21 protein-coding genes are annotated in these 24,563 nt (G+C 60.4%); 13 read left to right on the top strand and 8 right to left on the bottom strand.

Annotation, left to right across the window (positions count from 1 at the left end):
• Window positions 1-21 precede the first annotated feature (21 nt).
• From ACQZ48_RS15345 to ACQZ48_RS15335, 3 genes are read right to left on the bottom strand one after another with little or no spacing between them, the layout of a single operon-like run.
• On the bottom strand, window positions 22-1,086 hold the full coding sequence (locus ACQZ48_RS15345; protein ID WP_448728972.1) for a FecCD family ABC transporter permease: 1,065 nt from the start codon (window positions 1,084-1,086) through the stop codon (window positions 22-24).
• A complete protein-coding gene (locus tag ACQZ48_RS15340; protein WP_448728971.1) occupies window positions 1,083-2,096 on the bottom strand; it encodes a FecCD family ABC transporter permease in 1,014 nt (337 codons plus the stop codon). Before ACQZ48_RS15340 ends, ACQZ48_RS15345 begins: the two co-directional genes overlap by 4 nt.
• Complete coding sequence (locus tag ACQZ48_RS15335) at window positions 2,093-2,893, bottom strand: ABC transporter ATP-binding protein (RefSeq protein ID WP_077984100.1); 801 nt, start codon at window positions 2,891-2,893, stop codon at window positions 2,093-2,095. Before ACQZ48_RS15335 ends, ACQZ48_RS15340 begins: the two co-directional genes overlap by 4 nt.
• Window positions 2,894-3,107: 214 nt before the next feature.
• Here ACQZ48_RS15335 and ACQZ48_RS15330 point away from each other — a divergent pair, with 214 nt between their 5' ends.
• Window positions 3,108-4,409 (top strand): NtaA/DmoA family FMN-dependent monooxygenase, encoded by a 1,302-nt coding sequence (locus ACQZ48_RS15330; protein ID WP_448728970.1) that lies wholly within the window; start codon window positions 3,108-3,110, stop codon window positions 4,407-4,409.
• A gap of 2 nt (window positions 4,410-4,411) precedes the next feature.
• On the opposite strand, the gene ACQZ48_RS15325 is transcribed toward ACQZ48_RS15330, so the two are convergent.
• Complete coding sequence (locus ACQZ48_RS15325; protein ID WP_077984098.1) at window positions 4,412-5,188, bottom strand: IclR family transcriptional regulator; 777 nt, start codon at window positions 5,186-5,188, stop codon at window positions 4,412-4,414.
• Between the two features lie 270 nt (window positions 5,189-5,458).
• Between ACQZ48_RS15325 and ACQZ48_RS15320 the strand changes: the two genes are divergently transcribed.
• Complete coding sequence (locus ACQZ48_RS15320; RefSeq protein ID WP_448728969.1) at window positions 5,459-7,558, top strand: TonB-dependent receptor; 2,100 nt, start codon at window positions 5,459-5,461, stop codon at window positions 7,556-7,558.
• 80 nt (window positions 7,559-7,638) lie between these two features.
• Here ACQZ48_RS15320 and ACQZ48_RS15315 read toward each other — a convergent pair whose 3' ends face one another.
• Entirely contained in the window at window positions 7,639-8,754 is a 1,116-nt protein-coding gene (locus ACQZ48_RS15315; protein WP_236760909.1) for an acyl-CoA dehydrogenase, read from the bottom strand.
• A gap of 168 nt (window positions 8,755-8,922) precedes the next feature.
• Between ACQZ48_RS15315 and ACQZ48_RS15310 the strand changes: the two genes are divergently transcribed.
• The 8 genes from ACQZ48_RS15310 to ACQZ48_RS15275 all read left to right on the top strand — a co-directional run bounded on the left by ACQZ48_RS15310 (window position 8,923) and on the right by ACQZ48_RS15275 (window position 17,553).
• A complete protein-coding gene (locus tag ACQZ48_RS15310) occupies window positions 8,923-9,849 on the top strand; it encodes a LysR family transcriptional regulator (protein WP_269827371.1) in 927 nt (308 codons plus the stop codon).
• Window positions 9,850-9,976: 127 nt separating this feature from the next.
• Window positions 9,977-11,038: a LacI family DNA-binding transcriptional regulator gene (locus tag ACQZ48_RS15305; protein ID WP_448728968.1), complete on the top strand. Its 1,062-nt coding sequence runs from the start codon at window positions 9,977-9,979 to the stop codon at window positions 11,036-11,038.
• Window positions 11,035-12,057, top strand: a complete 1,023-nt coding sequence (locus tag ACQZ48_RS15300) for an ABC transporter substrate-binding protein (RefSeq protein WP_137411938.1) — start codon at window positions 11,035-11,037, stop codon at window positions 12,055-12,057. The genes ACQZ48_RS15305 and ACQZ48_RS15300 overlap by 4 nt, the downstream gene beginning before the upstream one ends.
• A 161-nt stretch (window positions 12,058-12,218) precedes the next feature.
• Window positions 12,219-13,046, top strand: a complete 828-nt coding sequence (locus tag ACQZ48_RS15295) for an ABC transporter permease (protein ID WP_149148288.1) — start codon at window positions 12,219-12,221, stop codon at window positions 13,044-13,046.
• Entirely contained in the window at window positions 13,043-13,822 is a 780-nt protein-coding gene (locus ACQZ48_RS15290) for an ABC transporter permease (protein ID WP_065655279.1), read from the top strand. The genes ACQZ48_RS15295 and ACQZ48_RS15290 overlap by 4 nt, the downstream gene beginning before the upstream one ends.
• Window positions 13,815-14,840 carry an ABC transporter ATP-binding protein gene (locus ACQZ48_RS15285; RefSeq protein WP_077984091.1) on the top strand — a complete coding sequence of 342 codons (1,026 nt, stop codon included), beginning with the start codon at window positions 13,815-13,817 and terminating at the stop codon, window positions 14,838-14,840. The genes ACQZ48_RS15290 and ACQZ48_RS15285 overlap by 8 nt, the downstream gene beginning before the upstream one ends.
• A gap of 2 nt (window positions 14,841-14,842) precedes the next feature.
• Window positions 14,843-15,763: a nucleoside hydrolase gene (locus ACQZ48_RS15280; RefSeq protein ID WP_269827373.1), complete on the top strand. Its 921-nt coding sequence runs from the start codon at window positions 14,843-14,845 to the stop codon at window positions 15,761-15,763.
• A complete protein-coding gene (locus ACQZ48_RS15275; protein ID WP_448728967.1) occupies window positions 15,760-17,553 on the top strand; it encodes an adenine deaminase in 1,794 nt (597 codons plus the stop codon). Before ACQZ48_RS15280 ends, ACQZ48_RS15275 begins: the two co-directional genes overlap by 4 nt.
• A 68-nt stretch (window positions 17,554-17,621) precedes the next feature.
• Here the strand turns inward: ACQZ48_RS15275 and ACQZ48_RS15270 are convergent, their stop codons facing one another.
• The 3 genes from ACQZ48_RS15270 to ACQZ48_RS15260 all read right to left on the bottom strand — a co-directional run bounded on the left by ACQZ48_RS15270 (window position 17,622) and on the right by ACQZ48_RS15260 (window position 20,680).
• Entirely contained in the window at window positions 17,622-18,815 is a 1,194-nt protein-coding gene (locus ACQZ48_RS15270; RefSeq protein ID WP_448728966.1) for a hypothetical protein, read from the bottom strand.
• A gap of 6 nt (window positions 18,816-18,821) precedes the next feature.
• Window positions 18,822-19,283 (bottom strand): hypothetical protein, encoded by a 462-nt coding sequence (locus ACQZ48_RS15265; protein WP_443387867.1) that lies wholly within the window; start codon window positions 19,281-19,283, stop codon window positions 18,822-18,824.
• A 224-nt stretch (window positions 19,284-19,507) separates the two neighbouring features.
• On the bottom strand, window positions 19,508-20,680 hold the full coding sequence (locus ACQZ48_RS15260) for a M20 aminoacylase family protein (RefSeq protein WP_162520523.1): 1,173 nt from the start codon (window positions 20,678-20,680) through the stop codon (window positions 19,508-19,510).
• Window positions 20,681-20,890: 210 nt separating this feature from the next.
• On the opposite strand from ACQZ48_RS15260, the gene ACQZ48_RS15255 reads away from it, so the two are divergent.
• The 3 genes from ACQZ48_RS15255 (at window position 20,891) to ACQZ48_RS15245 (ending at window position 24,550) form a co-directional block, all read left to right on the top strand.
• Window positions 20,891-21,598 carry a phosphoribosyltransferase gene (locus ACQZ48_RS15255; RefSeq protein WP_448728965.1) on the top strand — a complete coding sequence of 236 codons (708 nt, stop codon included), beginning with the start codon at window positions 20,891-20,893 and terminating at the stop codon, window positions 21,596-21,598.
• Window positions 21,599-21,803: 205 nt separating this feature from the next.
• Window positions 21,804-22,859, top strand: coding sequence for a dipeptidase (locus ACQZ48_RS15250; RefSeq protein WP_077984085.1), 1,056 nt, complete (start codon window positions 21,804-21,806; stop codon window positions 22,857-22,859).
• A 50-nt stretch (window positions 22,860-22,909) separates the two neighbouring features.
• On the top strand, window positions 22,910-24,550 hold the full coding sequence (locus ACQZ48_RS15245; RefSeq protein WP_077984084.1) for an ABC transporter substrate-binding protein: 1,641 nt from the start codon (window positions 22,910-22,912) through the stop codon (window positions 24,548-24,550).
• Window positions 24,551-24,563 lie beyond the last annotated feature (13 nt).

The raw sequence follows: 24,563 nt of genomic DNA, 5'->3' as shown, positions 1-24,563 counted from the left end.
CATTCCCTTTATTCGATGTCTTCAGTGGCTATCGGTTCTGCGCAGCGCCTGTAGGCGCAGCGTGAGGATGAAAAGCGGCACGCCGATCAGCGTCAGCGCAAGGCCGATCGGCATCGGTGTATCGGCGACAAGCCCGCGCGACAGCGTATCGGCGGTGACGACCAGAATGCCGCCGGTCAGCCCCGACAGGAAAAGCCTGGCGCGGCCGACGGCAGGCGAAACGAAGGTGGCGAGATGTGGGGCGATAACGCCGAGGAAAGTGAGCGGGCCGACGGCGGTAACCGAGGAAGCGCTGAGGATGACCGCAAAAACAATGACGAGCGGGCGCGAATGCCTGACCGTTTCCCCGAGTGCCATGGCCATTTCATTTCCGAGATCGAAGACGGCAAGTGCGCGCCCGATGAGGAAAATGCCGGCAAGGCTTGCGGCAAAGAGCGGAGCGAAAACGGTGATGGTCGGCCAGCTTGCCTGAAACAGCGAACCCGCCATCCAGTCGGCCAGCGACAGCGAGGTTTCCACCGGCGTGTAGAGCAGAAGCACGGAGGAAACGGAGGAAAGCGCCGATTCAATTGCAATGCCCATCAGCAATATGGCAAGGCCGCTCGAGCGTTCCCGCCCGACGAGGGCGATGAGAAGGAAGGCGACAGCCAGACCGCCACCGACCGCCGCAAGCGCCACCAGCGTCTTGGGGGCCGTCGGCACCAGCACCAGAAGCAGCATGATGGTGGTCATCGCCCCCTGGCTCAGACCGAACAGGCCGGGATCGGCGAGCGGATTGCGAGCGACGGATTGCAGCATCGCGCCCGCCAGCGCCACGCTCCAGCCGGCCATGAAACCGATGAGGATCCGCGGCAGCCGCACCGTCCACAGCGCATAGGCCTGATCGTCGCCGAGATGCCCGCCCACCAATCCGCGCAGGAGATCGGCGAGGCCCGTTTCGGTATTGCCGAGGCTGACGGACAGGGCGGCCAGCGCCAGTGCCAGCACCATCAGCGCAAGGCCGGCTTTCAGATTGCCGATGCCGATCTGCAGGCCACTCGGCAGCCGCAGCACGGCTTTGCCGTCGGTGGCGAAATGCCGTTTCATGACAGCCCCCTTGCCGAAGGCGACAGATAGAAGCGCTTGACGATGACGATGAAGACGAGGCCGCCGAGCAGGTCCATGAACAGCCCGGTATTGACCACATAGGGTGCAAAAAGGGTTTGCGCGCCAAGATCGGCCAGCACGCAGAGGCCCGCGCCGACAAGCGCGGAGGCCGGCAGGGCAAGCGTGAAATTCACGCCGACAAGCGGCCGGATCATATGCGGCACGATGAGGCCGACGAAACCGATGGGGCCGCAGATCGCCACCGCCGAACCCGAGGCCAGCATGGTGGCGAAGAGCGCGACCCGGGAAATGCGCGTGACATTCACACCGGCGGAAGCGGCCTTTTCAGTGCCCAGCAGAACCAGCGTCAGCGGCCGGGCGATCGCCCACAACATGACGAGCGCAATCGCACCGATCCACCAGAAATCAGTGAGCCGCTCGGCATAGACGTGGTTGATATTGCCGCCTACCCAGCTCAGGAATTCGGCACGGCGTGTGGGGTTGGAAAGAAGAAGGGCGTTGGTCACGCCGATCAGCAGTATGGAAACCAGCGCGCCGGAAAGTATGAGCGACAAGCCGCGCGGATCGTTTGCCCGCCCGGCGAGACGCGCGACGACGAAGCAGGCGGCAAAACCGAAGCCGGCGCCAACGAGCGCCGCAAGGCCCTGTATTTCCGGAGAGACATCGAACACCAGCGCGCCGGCAATCACAAAGAGCGTCGCGCCGGCATTCAGTCCCAAGGTAGAGGGCGAGGCGAGGGGATTGCGTGCAAGCCCCTGCAGCACACAGCCGCTGACGGCCGTCGTCGCCCCCACATAGATCGCAATCAACGAGCGTGGGATCTGCTGATAGAGAAGCACCGACTGCTCATAGGTATCGGCCTCGCCGCGCCAGAGCGTCGCCACGATTTCGGCCGGCGGCATGTCGCCAGACATGACCAGCAGATTGATGGCGAGGATGGCGGCCAGCAGCAGCGCGGCGGCGAAAATCAGCGTTATTTTCGGGGTCATGCCGGAATGGCCTGTTCCTGCCGCTCCAGCCGGGGCACGCAGATGAGCCGCCCCTGCCGGGAGAAGATATCGGCTTCGAGATCGAAGACCTCGGCGACATTTTCGGGCGTGACCGTTCTTTCCACCGGCCCCGACGCCACAACCCGCCCGGCTTTCAGCATGATGACATCGTCGGCGAAAGTGGCGGCGAGGTTGAGATCGTGCAGCACGACGATGACGGTCTTGCCATGCCTGTCCGAAAGTTCGCGCACGAGGCCGAGAACGGCATATTGATATTTCATGTCGAGATGATTGACCGGCTCGTCCATCAGGATCACGTCCGTATCCTGCGCCAGCACCATGGCGATGAAGGCGCGCTGGCGCTGGCCGCCGGACAGCGTGTTGACCTGCGCTTTCGCCTTGTCTTCCAGCCCGACGGTCTTCAGCGCCTCGGCAAAAAGCGCGCGGTCGCGTTCGGTCGGTCCGCCCGCAAGCCCGTAACGGGCGTAACCGGCAAGCTCGATCAGTTCGCCGAGCGTCATATAGTCAGGGCAATGGCACTCCTGCGGCAGATAGGCGACGCGCCGCGCCAGTTTCCGGCGTCCGATCTCGCCGATCGAGCGCTCGCCAAGTCTTATTGCCCCCGACGACAAAGGCACGAAACCCATGATGGTCTTCAACAGCGTCGACTTGCCGCAGCCATTGGGGCCGACCAGCGCGGTGACGCGGCCTGCTCTGAAACGGGCGGAAAGCCCCCGCAGGACGGAAACATGTCCATAGCTGGCGTGAAGGTCCGTGGCGTCAAGCACCGGATACAACTCCTGTTATTCATGCGCCCATGCGTCGAGACGCCGCACGGTCGTTATAAGTATTTGAATTTCAATATCGAACCCGTGGAAAAAGCATTTCTTTCCAGCGGGCGCGACGGTGTGGTCTTGAAGCGACACTAAACTATAGTAAAACTCTCCACAAATCGAAATTTGCCGATTCAACGCGCGGATTTCCTGCCGGTTATTTCAGTCGAGGTGCATCATGTCAGTCACAGCCAAGCTTCATGTCGGCATGTCGCTGGCCCCAACATGGCTCAGCGGCGAAGCCTGGCGGCGCGCGGACAGTGATATAAGCGGGGTGTTTTCCAGCGATTATTTCGTCGATCTGGCGCAGCGCGCTGAAGCCGCGCATGTGGATTTCGTGTTTCGGCCAGATACGCTTTTTCTGCGCACCGAGGGGCTGGAGACCGGCGGAGGATTTGCCAGCATGGACCCGACCATGCTTCTTGCGGCCATTGCACGGGAAACCAGCCATGTCGGGTTGTTGTCCACCGTTTCGACCACATTTCTGCCGCCCTATGTGGTCGCCCGCCAGATCCAGTCGCTGAACTGGCTGAGCAATGGCAGGGCGGGGTGGAATATCGTCACGGCGCTTGACGGGCACGAAAATTTCGGTCTGACAGAGATGCCTTCGCCGCAGGAGCGTTACGAGCGCGCCGCCGAATTCACGCAGGTGGTGAAAGCGCTATGGGCGAGTTTTCCGAACGAAGCTCTCAAACTCGACCGGGAAAGCGGGCGGTTCGCCGATTCTTCGCTGGTGCATCCGGTGGCGCATGAGGGCAGGCATTTCAGCGTCAAAGGCCCGCTCAACCTGCCGGCCCATGCCAGCCGTATTCCGCTCGTGCAGGCGGGCGCCTCTCCCGAGGGCCGCGATTTCGCTTCGTCGGTGGCCGATGCTGTCTTTGCCTCCACACCGGACATGCAGGCGGCCATCGAACTCAGGGCGGATTTGCGGCGGCGTGCCGAGGGCCACGGCCGCAACCCCGACGGGGTGAAGATGATGCCGGGCCTCAGCCTCTATCTGGCGGAGACCGGCAGGGAGGCGCTGGAACTCTTTACGGAGACCCACGCCCGCGCCAACCGCTCCCGCGCCTTTGCCTCCATTCGCGATATGACGGGTCTTGATCTCACGGACTGGCCGCTCACGCGGATCGTTACCGCCTCCGACCTGCCGCCGCCGCCCGAGACACCGCGAAGCCGCACCCATGCCGGCCTGCTGCGCCGGCTGATCGAGCGGGAGACGCTGAGTGTTGCGGAATTATTGCGGCGTCCGGAAGTGATGGGGTCGGGCCATTGGCAGATCATCGGCACCGTTGAAGATGCCTTTGAGGCCATCCGTGAATGGGCGGCTGCCGGGGCGATCGACGGTTTCGTGGCGGTGCCCGGCGGTTCGGTGGCGTCCATGCGGCTGGTGCTGGAGCGGCTGTTGCCGAAGCTCGCCGATGCCGGGCTTTTCCGCACGGTCTATTCCGGCCGCACCTTTGCGGAACATCTGGCCGAATAGGCTTACGCGCCGCCGGATTCGGCCGTCGCCTGTCCGGCGGCTTCGATCAGCCGGGAAAAATGCCGTTCGGTCTCAGCGGTTGCGACAAAGGATACGGTGGTGACGACACAACAGAGTTCGCCCTGTGCGTCGAAAACCGGCGCGGCCTTGCCCGTCAGGGCGGAGAACAGATGTTCATTGAGTTCCGCGCCACCCGCTTCGCGGATGGTTTCCAGAATGCCGGCATCGGGACGGGAGCCGCGAAAAGCGGCCGGTTGCAACCTGCGCACGGCGGCGATCCTGTCCGGCGGCAGGTAGGCCTGGAAAACCAGCCCGCAGGCGCTGTTGTCGAGCGGCAGAACATCGCCGAGCGCCACGGTGCTGATGGAAAAGCTAGCGCTTCTCGCCCATCGCACCACGGTCGGGCCGCGTTCGGTCCAGATCGCCACGCCGCAGCTGGCGCCGATCCTGGAGGCAAGCGCATTCATCTGGCGGCCGGCGGTTTCGACCGGATTGATTCGCCTGAGCGCGCTGATGCCTATTCCGAGCGCCGCGGGTCCGAGATCGTAACTACCGCTTGCGGGATCCTGTATCACTAGTCCTTCCCGCACGAGGCTCTGCATATAGCGATGCGCGGTGGAGCGGCCGGTGCCGGCGCGTTTGGCCAGTTCGCCCAGGGCAAGCGCCGTATCCGATCTGGCAAGCAGATTGAGAAAACGCGCCGCGATCGACACTGACTGAATGAGGGCCGAGCGCTTTTCGCCCTCGTTTTCCGGCAGGTTGTCCGTATCGTCATCCATGGCGTTCAAGCCCGTTCCCCCGTTTTGTTGAGCATGCCTAACGCATCGGGCCGGAAATCGGAATCGATTTCTGCGGACGGAATTATGCTGTTCCCTTTCGAAACGCTGCGGGTGCACAAGCGGCGGCGGGTAAACTTTGTTGTAAATATGGCACATCCCGTTACGGAAGCCTTTTTGTCCGCAATACAGAACGCATTCTCTATTGCGAAACGGATAACGCTTCCGTTACTTGAAGATGACTTTAATACTCATGTTTATTAGGGGTTTGTGATGGGGTTTAGCTCTAACGGTCGTTTGATGAGCGGGGTCAGCGCTCTGACGCTGGCGACATTATTTGTGACGCCGGTTCTCGGTCAGGATCAGCAGGCTGATGCGGCGGGCACCACCGTCTTGAAGCCGATCGTGGTGACCGGTGAAAAAGTGGCGCGCGACATGAAGAACACGGCGTCGTCCGTCTCTGTCAAATCCGCCGAGGAAATCAGAAAAGAAAAGACCGGCGACCCGACCGTATCGGAAGCGATCAAGGATATTCCGAACGTCGTCTACACCGACAATGTCAGCGCCCCGATCATTCGCGGTCTGGATACGCAGGGCCCGAATACGGGCGCGACGGCATTTTTCGCCGGCACCGTGCCACGCGCCACCATCAATGTGGACGGCCACTATCTCGGTTATAACGAATTCATCTATGGCGCGACTTCCATCTGGGACGTTGAAAGCATCGAAGTTTTCCGTGGTCCACAAACCACCTCGCAGGGCGCCAACGCCATTGCCGGCGCGATCGTCGTCAACACGAAGGATCCGACATTCACGCCGGAAGCCTCCTATCAGGCGGAAATCGGGAATTACCACCAGAAGCGGGCCTCATTTGCGCTTTCGGGTCCGCTAGTCGAGGATCAGCTGGCGGCGCGTCTGGCGGTTGATTATTCCGGCCGCGACACTTTCATCGACTATATCAATTCGGGATTCGCGCATGCGGGCACGGATCAGGACTTCAAGGAGTTCAACGCGCGTTTCAAGCTTCTGTGGGAACCGCCGGAGATTCCCGGGCTGACGACCAAGCTTACCTATTCCTATAATGCCGCCAACCGACCGAGCCAGGAAGCGGCGTCGCGTCCTTTCGAGGATCTCAATCACGTCACCACCACCATGCCAAGCTGGAGCCAGAACACCCACACCGGTATTCTCGACATCAATTATGATTTCGAGAACGGCGTGAAACTCTTCAACCAGACGCAGTTCTCCGCTTCGGACGCCAGACGCCGGGTTGGTGTCGTGAACAACGGCGATGCGGATATCGACCAGACGAACGCTTCTCACGAAACACGCGTGACCTTCGGTGACCAGGAAGACGTGCTGAGTGGTGTCGCGGGTATTTATTACGCGCATAGTCAGGCTGACGAGCTTCTTCGACTTACAGGGCGATTTAACAATAGTCTTTCGACGTTCGACGACACCAAGGACAATCTCGGCATCTTCAGCGAGCTGAGCTATCGTCTTACGGACCAGTGGACGCTGACCGGCGGCCTGCGTTACCAGACCGACCGCATCCAGCGTTCGGGTCGCTCGGTTTATTCAGCCCGTGCGGTGGATTTTGACGAGACCTTTTCCGAACTGCTGCCCAAGGCATCTCTCGCTTATGCGATCAATGACGACTGGACCGTCGGCGGCATGATCAGCCGTGGTTATAATCCCGGCGGTATTTCGCTGAACATCTCGTCGGGACAATGGTTGCCGTTCGAGAAGGAAACCATATGGAATTACGAGCTTTATACACGTGCGAAAATACTGGATGACCGGCTGACGCTTAACGGCAACCTGTTCTACATGGACTACAAGAACGCCCAGTACAATATTCCGGTCGTCATCTCATCCGGCATCACCCAGTCCTACACCATCAATGCGCAGAAGGCGCATGCTTATGGTCTGGAACTCGGCGCCGACTATCAGGTTCTCGACAATCTGACGCTGAAGGCGAGCGCGGGCGTGCTGAAGACCGAGATTGATGAGATTTCCAGCAATAACAGCTATGCCGGAAATGAATTCGCGAAATCGCCCGGCTTCATGTTCAGCGTCGGCGCGAGTTGGGATGTGACAGACAAGTTCACCGTCTCTGGACAGGTGCGCCATATTGACGGCTATTATTCCGACACGGCCAATACGGCTGCCTATGCCATCGATCCCTATACGATCGCCGATGTGCGCGCGAGCTACAGGTTCCAGGAAGAGATGGAGGTTTATGCCTATGTCAAGAACATCTTCGACGAGCGTGCGCCCACCTATATGCAGCAGAACCGCGGCATTGGCGGCATCGAGGCCAGCATGACCGAACCGCGCATGTTCGGCGTCGGTATTCGCGGCACGTTCTGAGCGATTGCCGGATTTGAAAGCAAAAGGCCTTCGAAGTGATCTTCGAAGGCCTTTTTTTGATGAACGACGCGGAGAAAGCCTTAGAAAAACGCCTGAATGCCCGTCTGCGCCCTGCCGAGGATCAGCGCGTGGACGTCATGGGTCCCCTCATAGGTGTTGACCGTCTCTAGGTTCTGGGCGTGGCGCATGACGTGATATTCGATCTGGATGCCGTTGCCGCCATGCATGTCGCGCGCCTGGCGTGCGATATCCAGCGCCTTGCCGCAATTGTTGCGCTTGACGATGGAGATCATTTCCGGCGCCATCTTGTGTTCGTCCATCAGTTGGCCGACGCGCAGCGACGCCTGAAGGCCGAGCGCAATCTCGGTCTGCATGTCGGCGAGCTTCTTCTGGTAAAGCTGCATGCCGGCGAGCGGCTTGCCGAACTGCTTGCGGTCGAGACCATATTGCCGGGCGCGGAACCAGCAATCTTCCGCCGCACCCATGACACCCCAGGAAATGCCGTAACGCGCACGGTTGAGGCAGCCGAACGGGCCTTTCAGGCCAGAAACATTGGGCAGCAGCGCGTCTTCGCCCACTTCCACACCGTCCAGAACGATCTCGCCGGTGATGGAGGCGCGCAGCGACAGCTTGCCGCCGATCTTGGGCGCCGAGAGGCCCTTCATGCCCTTTTCGAGCACGAAGCCCCTGATCTGATTGTCATGGGCTTCCGATTTCGCCCAGACGACGAAGACATCGGCGATTGGCGCGTTGGAAATCCACATTTTCGAACCGCGCAGGCGATAGCCACCGGCAATCTTTTCAGCGCGGGTCTTCATGCCGCCAGGATCGGAGCCGGCATCCGGCTCGGTGAGGCCGAAACAGCCGATCAGCTCGCCGGAGACGAGGCCGGGCAGATATTTCTTCTTCTGCTCGTCCGAGCCATAGGCGAAGATCGGATGGATGACGAGCGAGGACTGCACGCTCATCATAGAGCGGTATCCGCTGTCGATCCGCTCAACTTCGCGGGCGACGAGACCATAGGCCACGTAACTTGCATTGGCCGCGCCGTATTCTTCCGGCAGGGTGACGCCGAGAAGGCCGGTGCGGCCCATCAGGCGGAACAGTTCCGGTTCGGTGGTCTCGGAAAGATAGGCTTCGGAGACACGCGGCAAGAGTTCTGATTTGCCGAAGGCGGCCGCGGCGTCGCGGATCATCCGCTCGTCGTCGTTCAGTTGGTCTTCGAGCAGAAAAGGGTCCTGCCAATTGAATGCTGCGTGTTCGCTCACGTGATGCCTCCGGATTTGCTGGCCGGATTATTGGTATTCGAGCCAGTCGGCACAAGCCATGTTTACTCATTTTTGCATTACATATAGTAATGGCTCATGACGTCTCTCAGCCGTAAACTCCTGCCCTCCACCAGCGCGCTCGCCGCCTTCGATTCCGTGGCCCGCCTCGGCAGCTTTTCCGCCGCCGCCGATGAGCTTGCCCTGACGCAAGGGGCGATCAGCCGGCAGGTTATGTCACTGGAAGAACAGCTTGGCGTGCGCCTGTTCGAACGCGGCGCACGCGGGGTTGCACTGACGACCGAGGGCCGCGCCTACGCAAAATCGATTGCCGCAGCCCTTGGCGAGATACGCTCCGCATCGTTGCACATCATGACCAAAACGCATGGCAATACGCTGAATCTTGCCATGCTGCCCACCTTCGGCACCCGCTGGCTTTTGCCGCGTATCCCGGATTTCGTGACGAGCCACCCCGAAATCACCATTAATTTCGCCACACGCATCGGCCAGTTCGACTTCGAGCGCGAGCAGCTGGATATGGCGATCCATATCGGTCAGGCCGACTGGCCGGGGGCGGAAAGCACCTTTCTGATGCATGAAATGGTCGCGCCGGTGTGCAGCCCTCAATTCCTCAGCGCCCATCCCGTGGAAAAGGGAGAGGATATCGCCGCCCTGCCGCTTTTGCACATGGCCTCGCGGCCGGGCGCATGGGGCCACTGGTTCGAAAGCCTCGGCCTGTCACTCGCCTTGCCGCAGGGCATGCGGTTCGAACAGTTTTCCAGCGTGGCGCAGGCCTGTATCGCCGGACTGGGCGTGGCGCTGATGCCGCTTTTCCTGATCGATAACGAGCTGAAATCGAAACAACTGGTGAAAGCCTTCGATCATCAGGCCAGAAGCCCCAGCTCCTATTATGCGGTGGCGCCGCTTTCGCGCGCCAATCACGTTCCGGTCGTGCTGTTTCGTGACTGGCTGGTGCGGCAGGTGGAAGCTTACCGCACAGCGAATAGCGACGACCCACAAAAATAATCGCACTTTTTTCGGGCAGTTAGACTTTATGCCCGGGTTTTCGCCGATTTCGTCCTCCACCGGACTCGACAGGGCGGCCTTGCTCAATTATCTTGATTAAACGTTTAATCAGCCTTTCCGGAACATTATGGCGTCGTCACGGCCTGCCACCAATCTGAGCGCGATAGCAGCGGCACTCGGCGTGTCGGCGGCAACCGTGTCCAATGCGCTGTCGGGCAAGGGCCGCGTTTCGCCGGAGTTGGTGGAGCGCATTCGCAAGACGGCAAGCGAGCTGGGCTACGTGCCGAGTTCAGCGGGCAGGGCGCTTCGCACCGGCAAAAGCGGTGTTCTGGGGCTGGTGCTGCCGGATATTGCCAATCCTCTCTTTCCGCAGATCGCGCAGGCCATCGAAAAGGCGGCCGTCACTGCCGGTTACGGTGTGCTGATCGCCGACTCGCGCGGTGAAATCGCCATGCAGACGGATGCGATCAACCGGCTGGTCGAACGCGGTGTGGATGGCATGGTTATCGTTCCCCGCCGCGGCACCCGCATTGCCGATGTCGATTGCCCCGTCGCGGTGATCGACAGCCCCTCGACGCCCGGCAACACGGTCGCCGCCGACCATTGGGATGGCGGCCGGCAGGTCGGCGACTATCTGGCCGGGCTTGGCCATCGCAAGGTGGTGCTGGTGGGCAAGAACCGCGATTCCAACGTGCAGAACGACCGTCTCGGCGGCATTCGCGATGGTCTTGGCAAGGCTTGCGTGACGCAGACGCTCTGGGTGGACGCTATTGAACAGGCTGACGGTGCGGGTTGCCGGCTTGGTCTTGCAGAGAAGGTTGCCGAAGGGTTCACGGCCTTTGCCGCCGTCTCAGATCTGCATGCGCTGCGCGTGCTCACCGAATTGCAGCGCGAGGGCATCGAGGTGCCGGAAGAAGCCAGTGTCACCGGCTTCGACGATCTCATCTTTTCCGCCGTTGTCACCCCGCCGCTCACGACCATGCGCATGGATATGGGCCGCATCGCCGATCTCGCTGTCGGCGCGCTGCTGCGCGCGATCGACGGCGCGGGCGAAAACGGCGTCGCCGTCGATGTGGCGGCGGACATCTCGAAAGTACCGATGGCGCTGATCATGCGCGGCTCCACCGGCAAGGCAAAGCATGATGCGATTGAAGCCAAAAAAACGACAGCAGGAGAACTCACACCATGAAAAAGATCATTTTTGCATCGGGCGCCGCCCTGATGTTTACGATGGGCGCCGCGCAGGCGCAGGACAAGACGCTGACGATTTCCGTCTACGCCTTCGCGCAGGACGAATTCAAGGAACTGGTCTATACGCCGTTCGAAAAGCAATGCGGCTGCAAGCTGGTCGTCGAGACCGGCAACAGCGTTGAGCGTCTGGCCAAGATGGAGGCCAACAAGGCCAATCCGGTGGTCGATCTCGCCATCGTTTCCATGGCGGATGCGCTGTCGGCCGCCCGCAAGGACCTGATCCAGAAGATCGACGCGTCCAAGGTTCCGAATATCGAAAAGCTCTATGACATCGCCAAGGATCCGAATGGCGACGGCATGAGCGTCGGCGTCAATTTCTACGCCACGTCAATCGTTTACCGCACCGACAAGATGAAGATCGACAGCTGGGCCGATCTTTTGAAGGACGGTATCGTCGACCACGTCGCTTTCCCGAATGTCACCACCAACCAGGGCCCGCCGGCGCTCTATATGCTCGGCAAGGCCATCGGCAAGGATACGGCCGATCTTTCCGGCGCTATCGAGGCCGTGGGTGAAAAGAAGGACGATATCGTCACCTTCTACGTCAAGTCGTCGCAGCTCGTGCAGCTGATGCAGCAGGAAGAAATCTGGGCAGCCCCCATCGGCCGCTTCTCCTGGGCGCCTTTCACCAAGCTTGACCTGCCGCTTGCCTGGGCAACACCCAAGGAAGGCCAGACCGGCGGCATGAATGTGCTCGTGGTGCCGAAGGGCACGAAGAACGAAGATTTAGCGTTGCAGTTCATGGATTTCTGGCTCTCGACCGATATTCAGAAGGCGCTGGCCGAAAAGCTGGTGGACAGCCCGACCAACAGGGAAGTCAAGGTTTCCGAAGAGGTGGCGAACAACATCACCTATGGCGACGAAACCGCGAAAAGCCTGCAGCTCATTCCTTCCGACGTAACGCTCGATAACCGCGACAAGTGGCTGTCGGAGTGGAACGCGAAGGTCGGTCAGTAAGGCCTTCACCGTTTGGAATGGGGCATCGTCCGGAAGGGCGGCTCCATTCCCGGAAAAGCGGTTCGGTCGTCCCCTGACCGCTTTTCCACCTTCCAATTTCTCAGGCCGGTGCGTCCGGCTGCCGTAACAACCGGCTTTGAGGCCGTTCAGGGAATAAACCAATGTTTCAGAACCGGGCCGAAGCGCTGGCGCTTGCCTTGCCCGCCGCAATTTTCGCGGCGGCGGTCTTTCTCGTGCCGGTCTTCATCCTGCTGTCGGAGGGGTTTCGCACCACTGACGGCTGGACATTGTCGGCCTATGCCGCCTTCTTTTCCGATCCGCTGAACCAGACGGTTTTCCTGCGCACGCTGAAGCTCGGCGCGCTTGTCACCGTCGTGTCGGCGGTGGTGGGTTATGCGGCGGCTTTTGCCATCGTCAACCTGTCGTCGGGCAAGAAGGGCCATGTGGTCAATCTCGTCGTGCTGCCGCTGATGATCTCGCCGGTCGCCCGCACCTATGCCTGGATCGTCATTCTCGGCAGAACCGGCATCGTCAATCAGGCGCTGCAGGCGGTGGGGCTGAGCGATGCGCCGATTCGCATCCTGTTTTCCGAAACGGCTGTCTTCATCGGCCTTCTGCAACTCTTCCTGCCGTTGATGATCATCTCGCTCATCAGCGCGCTGGAGAATATGCCGAAGGATACGATCGCGGCCGCCCGCGTTCTCGGCGCGAACTGGTTTCAGGTGTTCTGGAAGGTTATCCTGCCCCTCACCAAGGAAGGGCTGGTCGTTGGCGGTACGCTGGTCTTTACCGGTTCGCTGACGGCCTATATCACGCCCGCCATTCTCGGCGGCTCCAAGGTGCTGATGCTGGAGACCCTGCTTTACCAGCAGGTGACGGTCTCCAACAATTTCGTTGCCGCCAGCGTCATCGCCTTCATCCTGATCGTCATGAGCTTTGCCGCCAATATCCTCTTGAAGCGCATCGCCACCGCGAGGAACAAGAAATGACCCGGCAGCTCTTCATTCCGCTCACGCTCCTTCTTGTCGTCGGTTTCCTGATCGGGCCGTTTCTCATCATCGTTGCGGCCTCGTTTTCGGCCGGCGATACGCTCGCCTTTCCGCCGCAGGGCTTTTCGCTGAAATGGATCGCCAAGGTCTTCACCGTCGAAAGCTTCCGCGAAAGTTTCGCCATGTCGATGTTCCTTGCCATCGGCGGCACCTTTGCGGCGCTCATCCTCGGCATTCCGGCGTCCTACGCCATGTCGCGCTACAAGCTGCCTTTTGCCGAGACAGTGCGCACCATCGTTTCCGCGCCGATCATCGTGCCCGGCATCATCGTGGGTCTGGCCCTGCTGCGTTATTTCGTCGTGCCCTTCGGCATCGGCATCACGCTTGCCCTGTTTCTCGCCCACACAGCGCTCATCCTGCCTTATGCGGTGCGGGTGGTATCGGCCAGCCTCAACAATCTGCGCTCCGATATCGAAGAGGCGGCGGTGCTGCTCGGCTCGTCGCGGGTGGGGGCGTTTTTCCGCGTCGTGCTGCCGAATATTCGCGGCGGCATTCTCTCAGCCTTTATTCTCGGTTTCGTAACGAGTTTCAATCAGGTGCCGGTGTCGCTGTTCCTGTCGGGTCCCGGTGTGCGCACGCTGCCCATCGACATGCTGGGTTACATGGAAATCGTCTTCGATCCTTCCGTGGCCGCACTCTCCTCGCTGCTCGCCTTCCTTTCCATCGGCATCGTCTTCATGGCCGAACGTTTTCTGGGGTTCTCCCGTTATGTCTGACGCAAATTATCTTTCGCTCCAAAAAGTCTCGCTCGCCTATGGCGGCAATGTCGCCGTCAAGGACCTCGATCTCGATATCCGCAAGGGCGAGCTGCTCGCGCTTCTGGGACCTTCCGGCTGCGGCAAGACCACGACGATGCGCGCCATTGCCGGGCTGATGCCGGTGGCAAGCGGACGCATCGATCTCGATGGCGCCGATATCACTCGCGTTGCCGCAAATAAGCGCGCCGTCGGGCTGGTGTTTCAGTCCTATGCGCTCTTCCCGCATCTGACGGTTTACGAAAACGTCGCCTTCGGCCTGAAACTCAAGGGCATGAGCGGCAAGGCGCTGGAAGACAAGGTCGCCTCCGGCCTGAAATCGGTGGGCTTGTCCAGCTTCGCGTCGCGCAAGCCGGCGGAGCTTTCCGGTGGCCAGCAGCAGCGCGTGGCGCTGGCGCGCTCCATGGTCATGGAACCAAAGGTGCTTCTGCTCGATGAGCCGCTCTCCAACCTCGATGCCCGCCTGCGCCTTGAAATGCGCACCGAATTGCAGCGCGTGCAGAAGGAAACCGGTGTGACGATGATCTTCGTCACCCATGACCAGATCGAGGCGCTCGCGCTTGCCGACCGTATTGTCGTCATGAAGGGCGGCAAGATTGAGCAGATCGGCACGCCGGAAGAGATTTATAACGCGCCGGTTTCGTCCTTCGTGGCGGATTTCGTCGGCTTTGAAAACATCTTCGCGCTTGATGGCGGCGCGTTGAAAACCGCAAACGGCACAACACCGCTTACCGGACCAGTCCCTTCAGCATCTGGACTGGCCTGGCGGCCGCGCATGGTCACCCTCGGTTCAGGTCCTTTCCAGGGAACCGTGCGCGGCACCTCCTTTGCCGGCAACAGCCGCGAATATCTGCTCGATACGCCGCTCGGCCCCATCAAGGCGGAAACGGACGCCGCCTTGGCCGCCCACGCCATCGGCGATACGCTCGCCTTCGACCTGCCGGTTGACAAGGCGGCGAGCCTCAAGGTGTTCAGCTGACCATGGGTGTGTGGATCGATACCGATATGGGCTTTGACGACATCGCTGCCATCATGGTGGTGCAGTCGGCAGGTCTTGCCATCGACGGCATCTCGCTGGTCTTCGGCAATGCCACGCTGGAAGCGGTCTCCGGCAATGCCGCGGGTGCGGTTGCGGCCTTCGGCTGGTCGATGCCGATCCATCAGGGCCGCGCCATGCCGGTTCTGGGTGCGCTGGAAACAGCGCAATCGATCCTGGGCGAAAGCGGCATTCCGACCGTCGGGCAAAGCCTGCCGGAGGCGCCGGCTCTGCCGAAAAGCGATGCCTTTGCAGCGCTCTGCGGCTGGCTGGAGGGGACAGGCGAGAAGCGTATTCTCGCGCTTGGCCCGCTCACCAATATCGCCGCCCTGTGCCTTGCCCGGCCGGATCTTGCCGCCAGAATTTCCGAACTCACCTGGATGGGCGGCGGCGTGACGAGCGGCAACCACACGGCCTCGGCCGAATTCAACGCCTTTGCCGATCCGGAAGCGCTGGCCATCGTTCTTTCGCACGGCCTGCCGTTGCGCATGGTCGATCTGGACGCCTGTCGCAAAGTCACCGCGGGAGCGGCCGATGTAGCGCCGATCCGTAACGCCGGCGGCAAGAATGCCGGGCTGATCGCCGATTTGCTGGAAGGTTTCATCGGCATCGCCGCCAGCCGTGGCAGAGCCGCCATGGCGCTTTACGATCCCGTGGCCGCCGTCGGCTTTACCTCCGGTCTCATCGGTTGGCGTCATGCGCGGATTGATGTCGAGCTTCAGGCGACGCTGACGCGCGGGCGAACCGTGGTCGAGACGCGCGCTCAGAAAGCTCAGGCCTTCAACGCGCATTTCGCCGAGACGGTGGATGCCGAAGGTACGAAGACGGCGGTTCTCGAGGCGCTGCGCCGGGAGGCCGCCCGATGAGTGCGAACTCTTTGACAACCGAGCCTGCCGATCTCAACGACGACACGCTGCGCGCCCGTGCGGTCGCCGCCGCACGCGGTGATGCGCCTTTCGACATTCTCGTCACCGGTGGAACTCTGGTGGATGTGGTGACGGGAGAGCTTCGCGCCGCCGATATCGGCATCGTCGGCCCGCTGATTGCCAGCGTGCACGAGCGGGCAAGCCGAAGCGACGCCGCACGGATCATCGATGCGGCAGGCGCCTATGTCTCGCCCGGCCTCATCGACACACATATGCACATCGAAAGCTCGATGATCACGCCGACCGCCTATGCGGCGGCGGTTGTCGCCCGCGGCGTTACCACCATCGTCTGGGACCCACATGAATTTGGCAATGTGCATGGTGTCGATGGCGTGCGCTGGGCGGTGAAATCAATCGAGAACCTGCCGCTGCGCGCCATTCTGCTTGCCCCGTCTTCAGTGCCGTCTGCGCCCGGTCTGGAATGTAGCGGGGCGGATTTCGATGCTGCCATTCTTGCCGATATCCTGACATGGCCGCAGGTCGGCGGTGTCGCGGAAATCATGAACATGCGCGGTGTCATCGAGCGCGATCCGCGCATGAGCGGCATCGTGCAGGCCGGGCTTGTCTCGCAAAAGCTGCTCTGCGGCCATGCGCGTGGCCTGAAAGATGCGGATCTCAACGCCTTCATGGCGGCGGGCGTCTCCTCCGATCACGAGCTTGTCTCCGCTGAAGACCTTCTGGCGAAGCTGCGGGCAGGGCTGACCATCGAGCTGCGTGGCTCGCACGATCACCTGCTTCCGGAATTCGTGGAAGCGTTGAATGCGCTCGGCCATCTTCCGCAGACGGTGACGCTCTGCACCGACGATGTTTTCCCTGACGATCTGCTGAAGGGCGGCGGGCTTGATGATGTGGTGCGCCGCCTTGTCGGTTACGGGCTGAGGCCCGAATGGGCGCTGCGTGCCGCCAGCCTCAATGCCGCCCAACGGCTCGGCCGCCCCGATCTCGGCCTCATCGCCGCCGGTCGCCGTGCCGATATCGCCGTCTTTGAGGATTTGAGCGGCTTTTCAGCCCGTCATATTCTCGCCAATGGCCAAGCAGTTGCGGCAGGTGGCCACATGCTCGCCGATGTCCAGGCCTGCGATGCGACAGCCCTCAAAGGTTCGATGAAGCTGCTGCTGCGCAAGGCCGATGATTTCCGGGTCGCCTCGGAAGGGGCAAAGGTGCGCCTCGCCACCATCGACCGCCCGCGCTTTACGCAGTGGGGCGAGGCGGATGCCGAAGTGAAGGACGGTTTCATCGTTCCGCCCGAAGGCGCGACGATGATTTCCGTCACCCATCGCCACGGCATGGCCGAGCCGATCACCAGAACCGGCTTCCTCACCGGCTGGGGAAACTGGAACGGTGCCTTCGCCACCACCGTCTCGCATGACAGCCACAACCTCACCGTTTTCGGCGGCAATGCCGATGACATGGCGCTCGCCGCCAATGCGGTGATAACGGCAGGCGGCGGCATGGCTGTCGCTTCCGAAGGCAAGGTCACCGCAGTTCTCCCGTTGCCGCTTTCAGGCCTCGTTTCCGACGCCCCGCTTGAAGACGTGGCAAAGGCTTTCGAACTATTGCGCGAAGCCGTCGGCAGGGTCGTGGAATGGCAGCCACCCTATCTTGTCTTCAAGGCCTGCTTCGGCGCCACGCTCGCCTGCAATATCGGCCCGCACCAGACGGATATGGGCATTGCCGATGTGTTGACGGGCAGGGTGATGGAGAGTCCGGTGATTGCGGTGGTGGAGTGAACACCGGGTATTTTCGGCGTGCTTTTCTTTTATCTCCGTCAATGAAGACAGGTATAGGTCTGGGTGGTCTATACCGAGAGCTTGTTGCCTACCTCGTTTTCGGCCCAGTCATGCGCCCAGCTGGCGCGTGAGCAATAACCCCGACTGCCATCCTCGCCGAAAAACACGCCGGCCCAGAGGGGCGTTGTATCGTCCGTCAGGACCCAGCCGCCGGAATCACCCTGCGTTGGCATGGGGGTAACCAGATGTCCGAGGGCGCCGCCGATCGGGATGACCGGCTGCGGCTTGAGTTCGATCTGGTCGCGAAAACAATAGGTTGAATGCCCGTCCGTAAAGGCATAGCTGATGGCCAGCGAACCGAGTTTGCATTTATAGGTGCCGCTTTTGCCCCTGAGCGTAACATTCTGCCCCGGTGTCAGTTTGGCGGCAACGCCGCCCAAAGAAGATGTTAACGGGGTTGCGGTTAGCTCGATCAGTGAAAAATCGAACATATTCACCGAACCGCTATTGCCGGGATAGGGTTTAGGCATCGGCAATATAACCGGATCGCAGACTGTCTGTGCCGGCAATACGCAAAGCTGTGTATGATGTTTGACTGTGCCGATCTGGTAACCCATTGCATCGAAAATATAGTCGCCGGTGGTTGCGACGTGAGCGCAGGTCATGCCGTATTCGTTGTTGTATGGGTCCGTCAGCGTCCCGCCATAGGTGCCGGATACGCCTGCGCTGGTGGTTATTTCGTCGCCTGCGGCAAAGGCCAGCCTAGCCCTTGGACGTTCTTCTATTCGGGCAGGAGCGTGGCTTTTGTCGATGAGAGCTGTCAATTGGCGAAGTGAAACGATATCGCCGCCATCCTCTCCTGGATCCAAGGCGCCTTTTATCGGTGTTTTCAACGGGCCATAAACAATAGTCATTATGACCGGGCCGCTTCTTACGGAACTCGGTATCTTGTTCCATCGCGAAATCTTGCGCTTGAGGTCGCGACGCCTGTATCCCTGATACGGGGGGTGGATCGCCGAGTCCGGGAAATTGGCAGGCAGTCTCCACCACTCGTGCCAGGCGCTGTGCTCAAGAAAATAATCGTACAGGTAGCGTTCGCTTTGCGGCACTACACCGTCTTCCATGTCGTAAAGCAGCATCCACAGTGGATCAATGGCGAGGGTGAAGCCGTGCACGATCGGTATTTCCGAGGCTTCGCGCGCCAATTGCGTCATGGCTTCAGAAGCGTCGAAATAGGCGCGTAAATCCTCATAGGTTGGCATGTCCACTTACTCCGGTCTGGGCTCGAAAAATCCGGCAACGAAGGTGAAGATCGGCGCTAGCAGCCCGGCCGCGAAAACGCTGTACCAGCCGTGCACGAGAAACACCGAACCGCTCAGCGTATAGGCCCAGAGCACGAAGGCGATGGTGGAGATGCTGGCGTTCAAAAGCCAAGGCTGGCCCGGCAGTTTGCGGCGGTGAAGATAGATCGGTGTGCCGATGATGCCGAGGCCCAGAATGAGCCAGCTGACAATCACGGCCTGCATGGGAACGACACTATCCGCCGTCAGCAAGCTCAGCCCATAATGGGAATTGACCATTTTATCGACTGCGACATAAAGGGCGACCGATTCCGCCGGGATATATTTGATAAGACGGTCGCGATAATCGTCAGGTGGCAGGTTTTTCAACGATTTGGCCGAGGCAAGCCGCCCCGTTATCGCACTTTGTGGCACAACAAGTCTCACCATGATGCTTGCCTGCTTAAAAATTGTTGAGCGGAAGTAAAGTAATAAATGCGATTATTTTTGAATATATACTGAAAGCCTCGATGAGTCTACTGCGCACACGTGTATATTCACCTGAATATAAGCGATGACAGGGCGTTGCTGCTGCCCAGCGCGTGAGGGGAAGGCTTGTCGTGTGGAGACCTCACATCTCAAACCGTTCCGGGTTTGGACCGGAACGGTGTTATTCACTCCGCCGCCAGTTCCTGCTCCACCAGCGTCGCCCAGAACGCCACGCCCGGCACGATTGCCGCATCGTTGAAGTCGTAGGAAGTGTTGTGGTGCAGCGCGCCGTCCACGGCCGGGCCATTGCCGAGCCAGACGTAGCAGCCAGGGGCTTCGCCCGCGAAAAAGGCGAAGTCGTCGCCGGCGGTCGAAGGCGGGAAGGCGGTGCGGGTCTTGTTGCCGAAGACGGTTTTTGCGGCGCGCAGCGCCCGTTTCGTCGCGTCCGCCTCGTTGATGACGGGTGGAATACGGCGGATGAATTCGTAATGCGCCTCGATGCCGAACATTGCCGCCGTGCCCTTTGCCAGCCGGCCGATTTCCGCTTCGAGCTGGTCGCGCACATCAGCCGCATAAGCACGCGCGGTGCCGCCGATTTCGACGAGATCGGGAATGACGTTGAGCGCCTTCGGGTCACCCGCCTGCACCGAACAGGCGCTGACGACGGCCGGCTGCAGCGGATCGACGACGCGGCCGACGATGGTTTGCAGCGAGGCGAGGAAGGCGCCGGCCGCCGTTACCGGGTCGCGGCCGAGATGCGGCTTGGCGCCGTGGGTGCCGATGCCCTTGAAGGTGACGCGCCAGCTATCGGAAGAGGCGAGCTGCGGGCCTTCCACCACGGCCATTTCGTCAACGCCCAGCCCCGGCATGTTGTGCAGGCCATAGACCGCATCGCAGGGAAACAGGGTGAAAAGCCCGTCCTCCACCATCTTCTTCGCGCCGCCGCGGCCTTCTTCGGCGGGCTGGAAAATGAAATGCACGGCGCCGGAAAAATCACGGGTCTTTGCGAGGTAACGCGCCGCACCCAGCAGCATGGCGGTGTGGCCGTCATGCCCGCAGGCGTGCATCTTGCCGGGAAATTTCGATTTGTAGGGCCGGTCGGGAACTTCCGGCATGGCAAGGGCATCCATGTCGGCGCGCAGGCCGATGCTGCGGGTGCCGTTGCCCACCTGCAATGTGCCGACCACGCCGGTACCGCCAAGACCGCGATGCACCTTCAACCCGGCCCTTTCGAGAAGATCGGCGACGATGGCGCTGGTTCTTTCCTCTTCGAAGCCCAGTTCCGGGTGCGCGTGCAGGTCGTGGCGAAGCTCCGTCAGGAATGGCAGGTCCTCGCCGATGCGGTCCAGCAGTCTCATGGGCGGCTTGTCCTTGAATATGGGAAAAACCCGCGTCATAGGTGGGTTCGTCCGAATGCCTGTTGCTTTGTTTCCTTCTAGCTGAAAAAGCCAATGAAATGAACCCGCAGCATGTTGCGGTTGTTAAAATGCCTGATGTGAAGAACCGGGTTGGCGTGGCTGAAAAATGTGAGCGCTTTTCGCCGCCCCGCTCCTGAAAGGAAAAGAACGATGCCGTCATCCGCATCGCCCGTCGTCCCATCCCCCGCCGCGCCTCATGAGTTCTGGCAGGATATACTTCCGCCCGCCACCGTCGATACGGCCGGTCCGCATTCCACCTTCTTTCCGGCGGAGCTGGATGACGGCCGGCAGATCTGCCTGCCGATAAGGCCGCTGGCGGATGGCGAGCATGCGCTTGCCTCGCTCATCGTCAATCAGGCTTCTTTTGAGGTGCTGGAGGTGCTGGCGGCCGATCTGGCTGCAAAACTTCTTCCCTTCAAGCCCGATGTCGTCATCGGCCTGCCGACGCTGGGGCTGACGCTTGCCGCCGCTGTCGCCAGGCATCTTGGCCATTCCCGTTACGTGCCGCTCGGCACCTCGCGCAAATTCTGGTATCTGGAGGAACTGTCGGTGCCCATGTCCTCCATCACCACAAGGCAGGAAAAACGGCTCTATATCGATCCGCGCATGCTGCCGCTCATCGAGAACCGGCGCGTGGCGCTGGTGGATGACGTGATCTCCAGCGGCAGTTCCATCATATCGGGTCTTTCGCTTCTCGCCGCCTCCGGCATTCGGCCTGCCGTCATTGGCGCAGCCATGCTGCAATCGGATCGCTGGCGGGAAAAAATCGCCGCTTTCCGGCCGGAGTGGCCGGAGCGGGTGAGGGGTGTTTTTTCAACGCCGCTGCTCACCAAAGCGGAAGGCGGCTGGCGCGCCTGACGAAACGCAAATTCCGCCAAAAGGCAAGTGGTGATAATTTCACCGCTGCCTAATTTGTGTCTTGCGAAGCTTTGTGAGATCGGCCTAAGATTACCGCCGACAGACAATAGCGGTCGGCGAATGGTGCGTCGGTTTGCTTTCGCTCGGTGTCATCCCGGCGTCTGCCCGCTCCCTTTGTTCTTGCCGGTTACTGGAATTTCTTCCCATGCATGCAGTGTTCGACGGTCATAATGATGTGCTGCTTCGGTTGTGGCGCAACAGCAAGGCCGGCGCCGATCCGGTGGCCGAATTCAAGAACGGAACACGCGAAGGCCATATAGACGGTCCGCGTGCAAGGGCAGGCGGTCTTGGCGGCGGCATCTGCGCCATCTATATTCCCTCCGGCGATCTCATTCTTCAGGAACCGGACGACAGCGGCCATTACAACACGCCGCTCGCTTCACCGCTGGAGCGCCAGCCCTCACTCGATATCGCCATGGAAAAGGCGGCGATTGCGCTGAGGCTGGACCGCGCCGGCGCCTGGCGGCTTTGTCGCTCCACGGCTGATATCCGCAAGGCCTTTGCCGACGATATTTTCGCTGCCGTGCTGCATATGGAGGGCTGCGAGGCTATCGGGGCCGATCTCGACGCGCTGGAGGTTTTTTACGCCGCCGGCCTGCGTTCGCTCGGCCCGGTCTGGAGCCGGCACAATATATTCGGCCACGGTGTTCCTTTCTCTTATCCCATGTCGCCCGATACCGCGCCCGGTCTCACCGATGCCGGTTTCGCGCTGGTGAAGGAATGTAACAGGCTCGGCATTCTCATCGATCTCGCGCATATCACCGAAAAAGGCTTCTGGGATGTGGCGAAGACCACCAACCAGCCTTTGATCGCCAGCCACTCCAACGCACATGCGCTCACTCCCGTCGCCCGCAATCTCACCGACAGGCAGATGGACGCTATCAGGGAAAGCGGCGGTCTGGTCGGCCTCAACTATGCCGTGACAATGCTCAGGCCCGATGGGCGTGACATTGCCGATACGCCGCTCTCCGACATGGTGCGCCATATCGATTACATGGTGGAGCGCATGGGCATCGACTGCGTGGCGCTGGGATCGGACTTCGACGGCGCGACTGTACCCGTTGGTATTGCGGATGCCAGCGGCAACCACAATCTGGTTGCGGCGCTGAAATCGGCGGGCTACGGTGATGGAGAACTTGCTAAAATATGCCGGGAAAACTGGCTGCGTGTTTTGTCTGAGGCCTGGCGCGAGGCGGCCTGAGAACAGTTTTAAGCGAACCAAATCAATCTTATAACAAAAGGGGAGATCCTATGATCAAATCGCTCAACAAATCCATGCGTATTCTCAGCACCAGCGCCGCCTTGTCGCTGATGATGCTGTCTGCACCGCATGCCTTTGCCGCCACGCCGGCCGATACGCTGGTTGAAGGTTTTGCCATCGACGACATCATCACGCTCGATCCGGGTGAGGCTTTCGAACTCTCCGCCGCCGAAGTCACCGGCAATACCTACAGCAAGCTGGTTTCCATCGATATCAACGACACATCCAAGGTTGTCGGCGATCTGGCCGAAAGCTGGACGACATCCGACGATGGTCTGACCTATACGTTCAAGCTGAAATCCGGCCTGAAATTCGCCTCCGGCAATCCGGTCACGGCCGATGATGTGGCTTTCTCTTTCGAACGCGCCGTGAAGCTCGACAAGTCGCCGGCATTCCTGCTGACGCAGTTCGGCCTCAGCGGTGACAACGTCACCGAGAAGGCGAAGGCTGCAGATGCGAATACCTTCGTTCTGACGGTCGACAAGCCCTATGCGCCGAGCTTCGTGCTGAACGTGCTGACCGCGACCGTCGCTTCGGTGGTCGATAAGAAACTGGTCATGGAGAAGGCGAAATCCGTAACCCCGAGCGCCGATTACAAATATGATACGGATTTTGGCAACGACTACCTGAAGACCGGTTATGCCGGTTCCGGCCCCTACAAGATCCTCGGCTGGAAGGCCAATGAGGCCGTGATCATGGAAGCCAATCCGAATTATTACGGTGAAAAGCCGAAGCTCAAGCGTGTCGTCTACCGCCATATGAAGGAAAGCTCCGGCCAGCGTCTGGCGCTTGAAAACGGCGATATCGATGTGGCCCGCAACCTTGAGCCAGGCGACATGGAAGCCGTCTCCAAGAAGGAAGGGCTTGCCGTCACCTCCGCACCCAAAGGCACCGTCTATTATTTCAGCCTCAACCAGAAAAACGAAAACCTGAAGAAACCCGAGGTCATCGAAGCCTTCAAATATCTGGTCGATTACGACGCCATCGGCGCGACGATCATCAAGGGCATCGGCGAAATTCATCAGACCTTCCTGCCGAAGGGGCAGTTGGGTGCGCTTGACGAGAACCCCTACAAGCTCGACGTCGCCAAGGCAAAGGAGCTTCTCGCCAAGGCCGGCCTGAAGGATGGTTTCACCGTGACCATGGATGTGCGCAACACCCAGCCGGTGACGGGCATTGCCGAAAGCGTGCAGCAGACGCTGGCGCAGGCCGGCATCAAGCTCGAAATCATTCCCGGCGACGGCAAGCAGACGCTGACCAAATACCGCGCCCGCACGCATGATATCTATATCGGTCAGTGGGGTTCGGACTATTTCGACCCGAACTCGAATGCTGAAACCTTCACCATCAACTACGACAATTCGGATGAAGGCAAGAACAAGACGCTTGCCTGGCGTAATGCATGGGACGTTCCGGAGCTGACCAAGGAAACGCAATCGGCGCTTTTGGAGAAGGACAGTGCCAAACGCGCGGCGATCTACCAGAACCTGCAGAAAGAAGTCCTGGCGAAGGGTCCCTTCGTCATCATCTTCCAGCAGACGGAAGTTGCCGGTTATTCCGCAAAGCTCAAAGGCCTGAAGCTCGGTCCGAGCTTCGACACCAACTATGTCTACAACATCTCCAAGGAATGATCCGGAAGGATCG

The sequence above is a fragment of the Agrobacterium sp. 22-209-1 genome, assembly GCF_053522485.1.
This window is presented reverse-complemented; position numbering and strand designations above follow the sequence as displayed.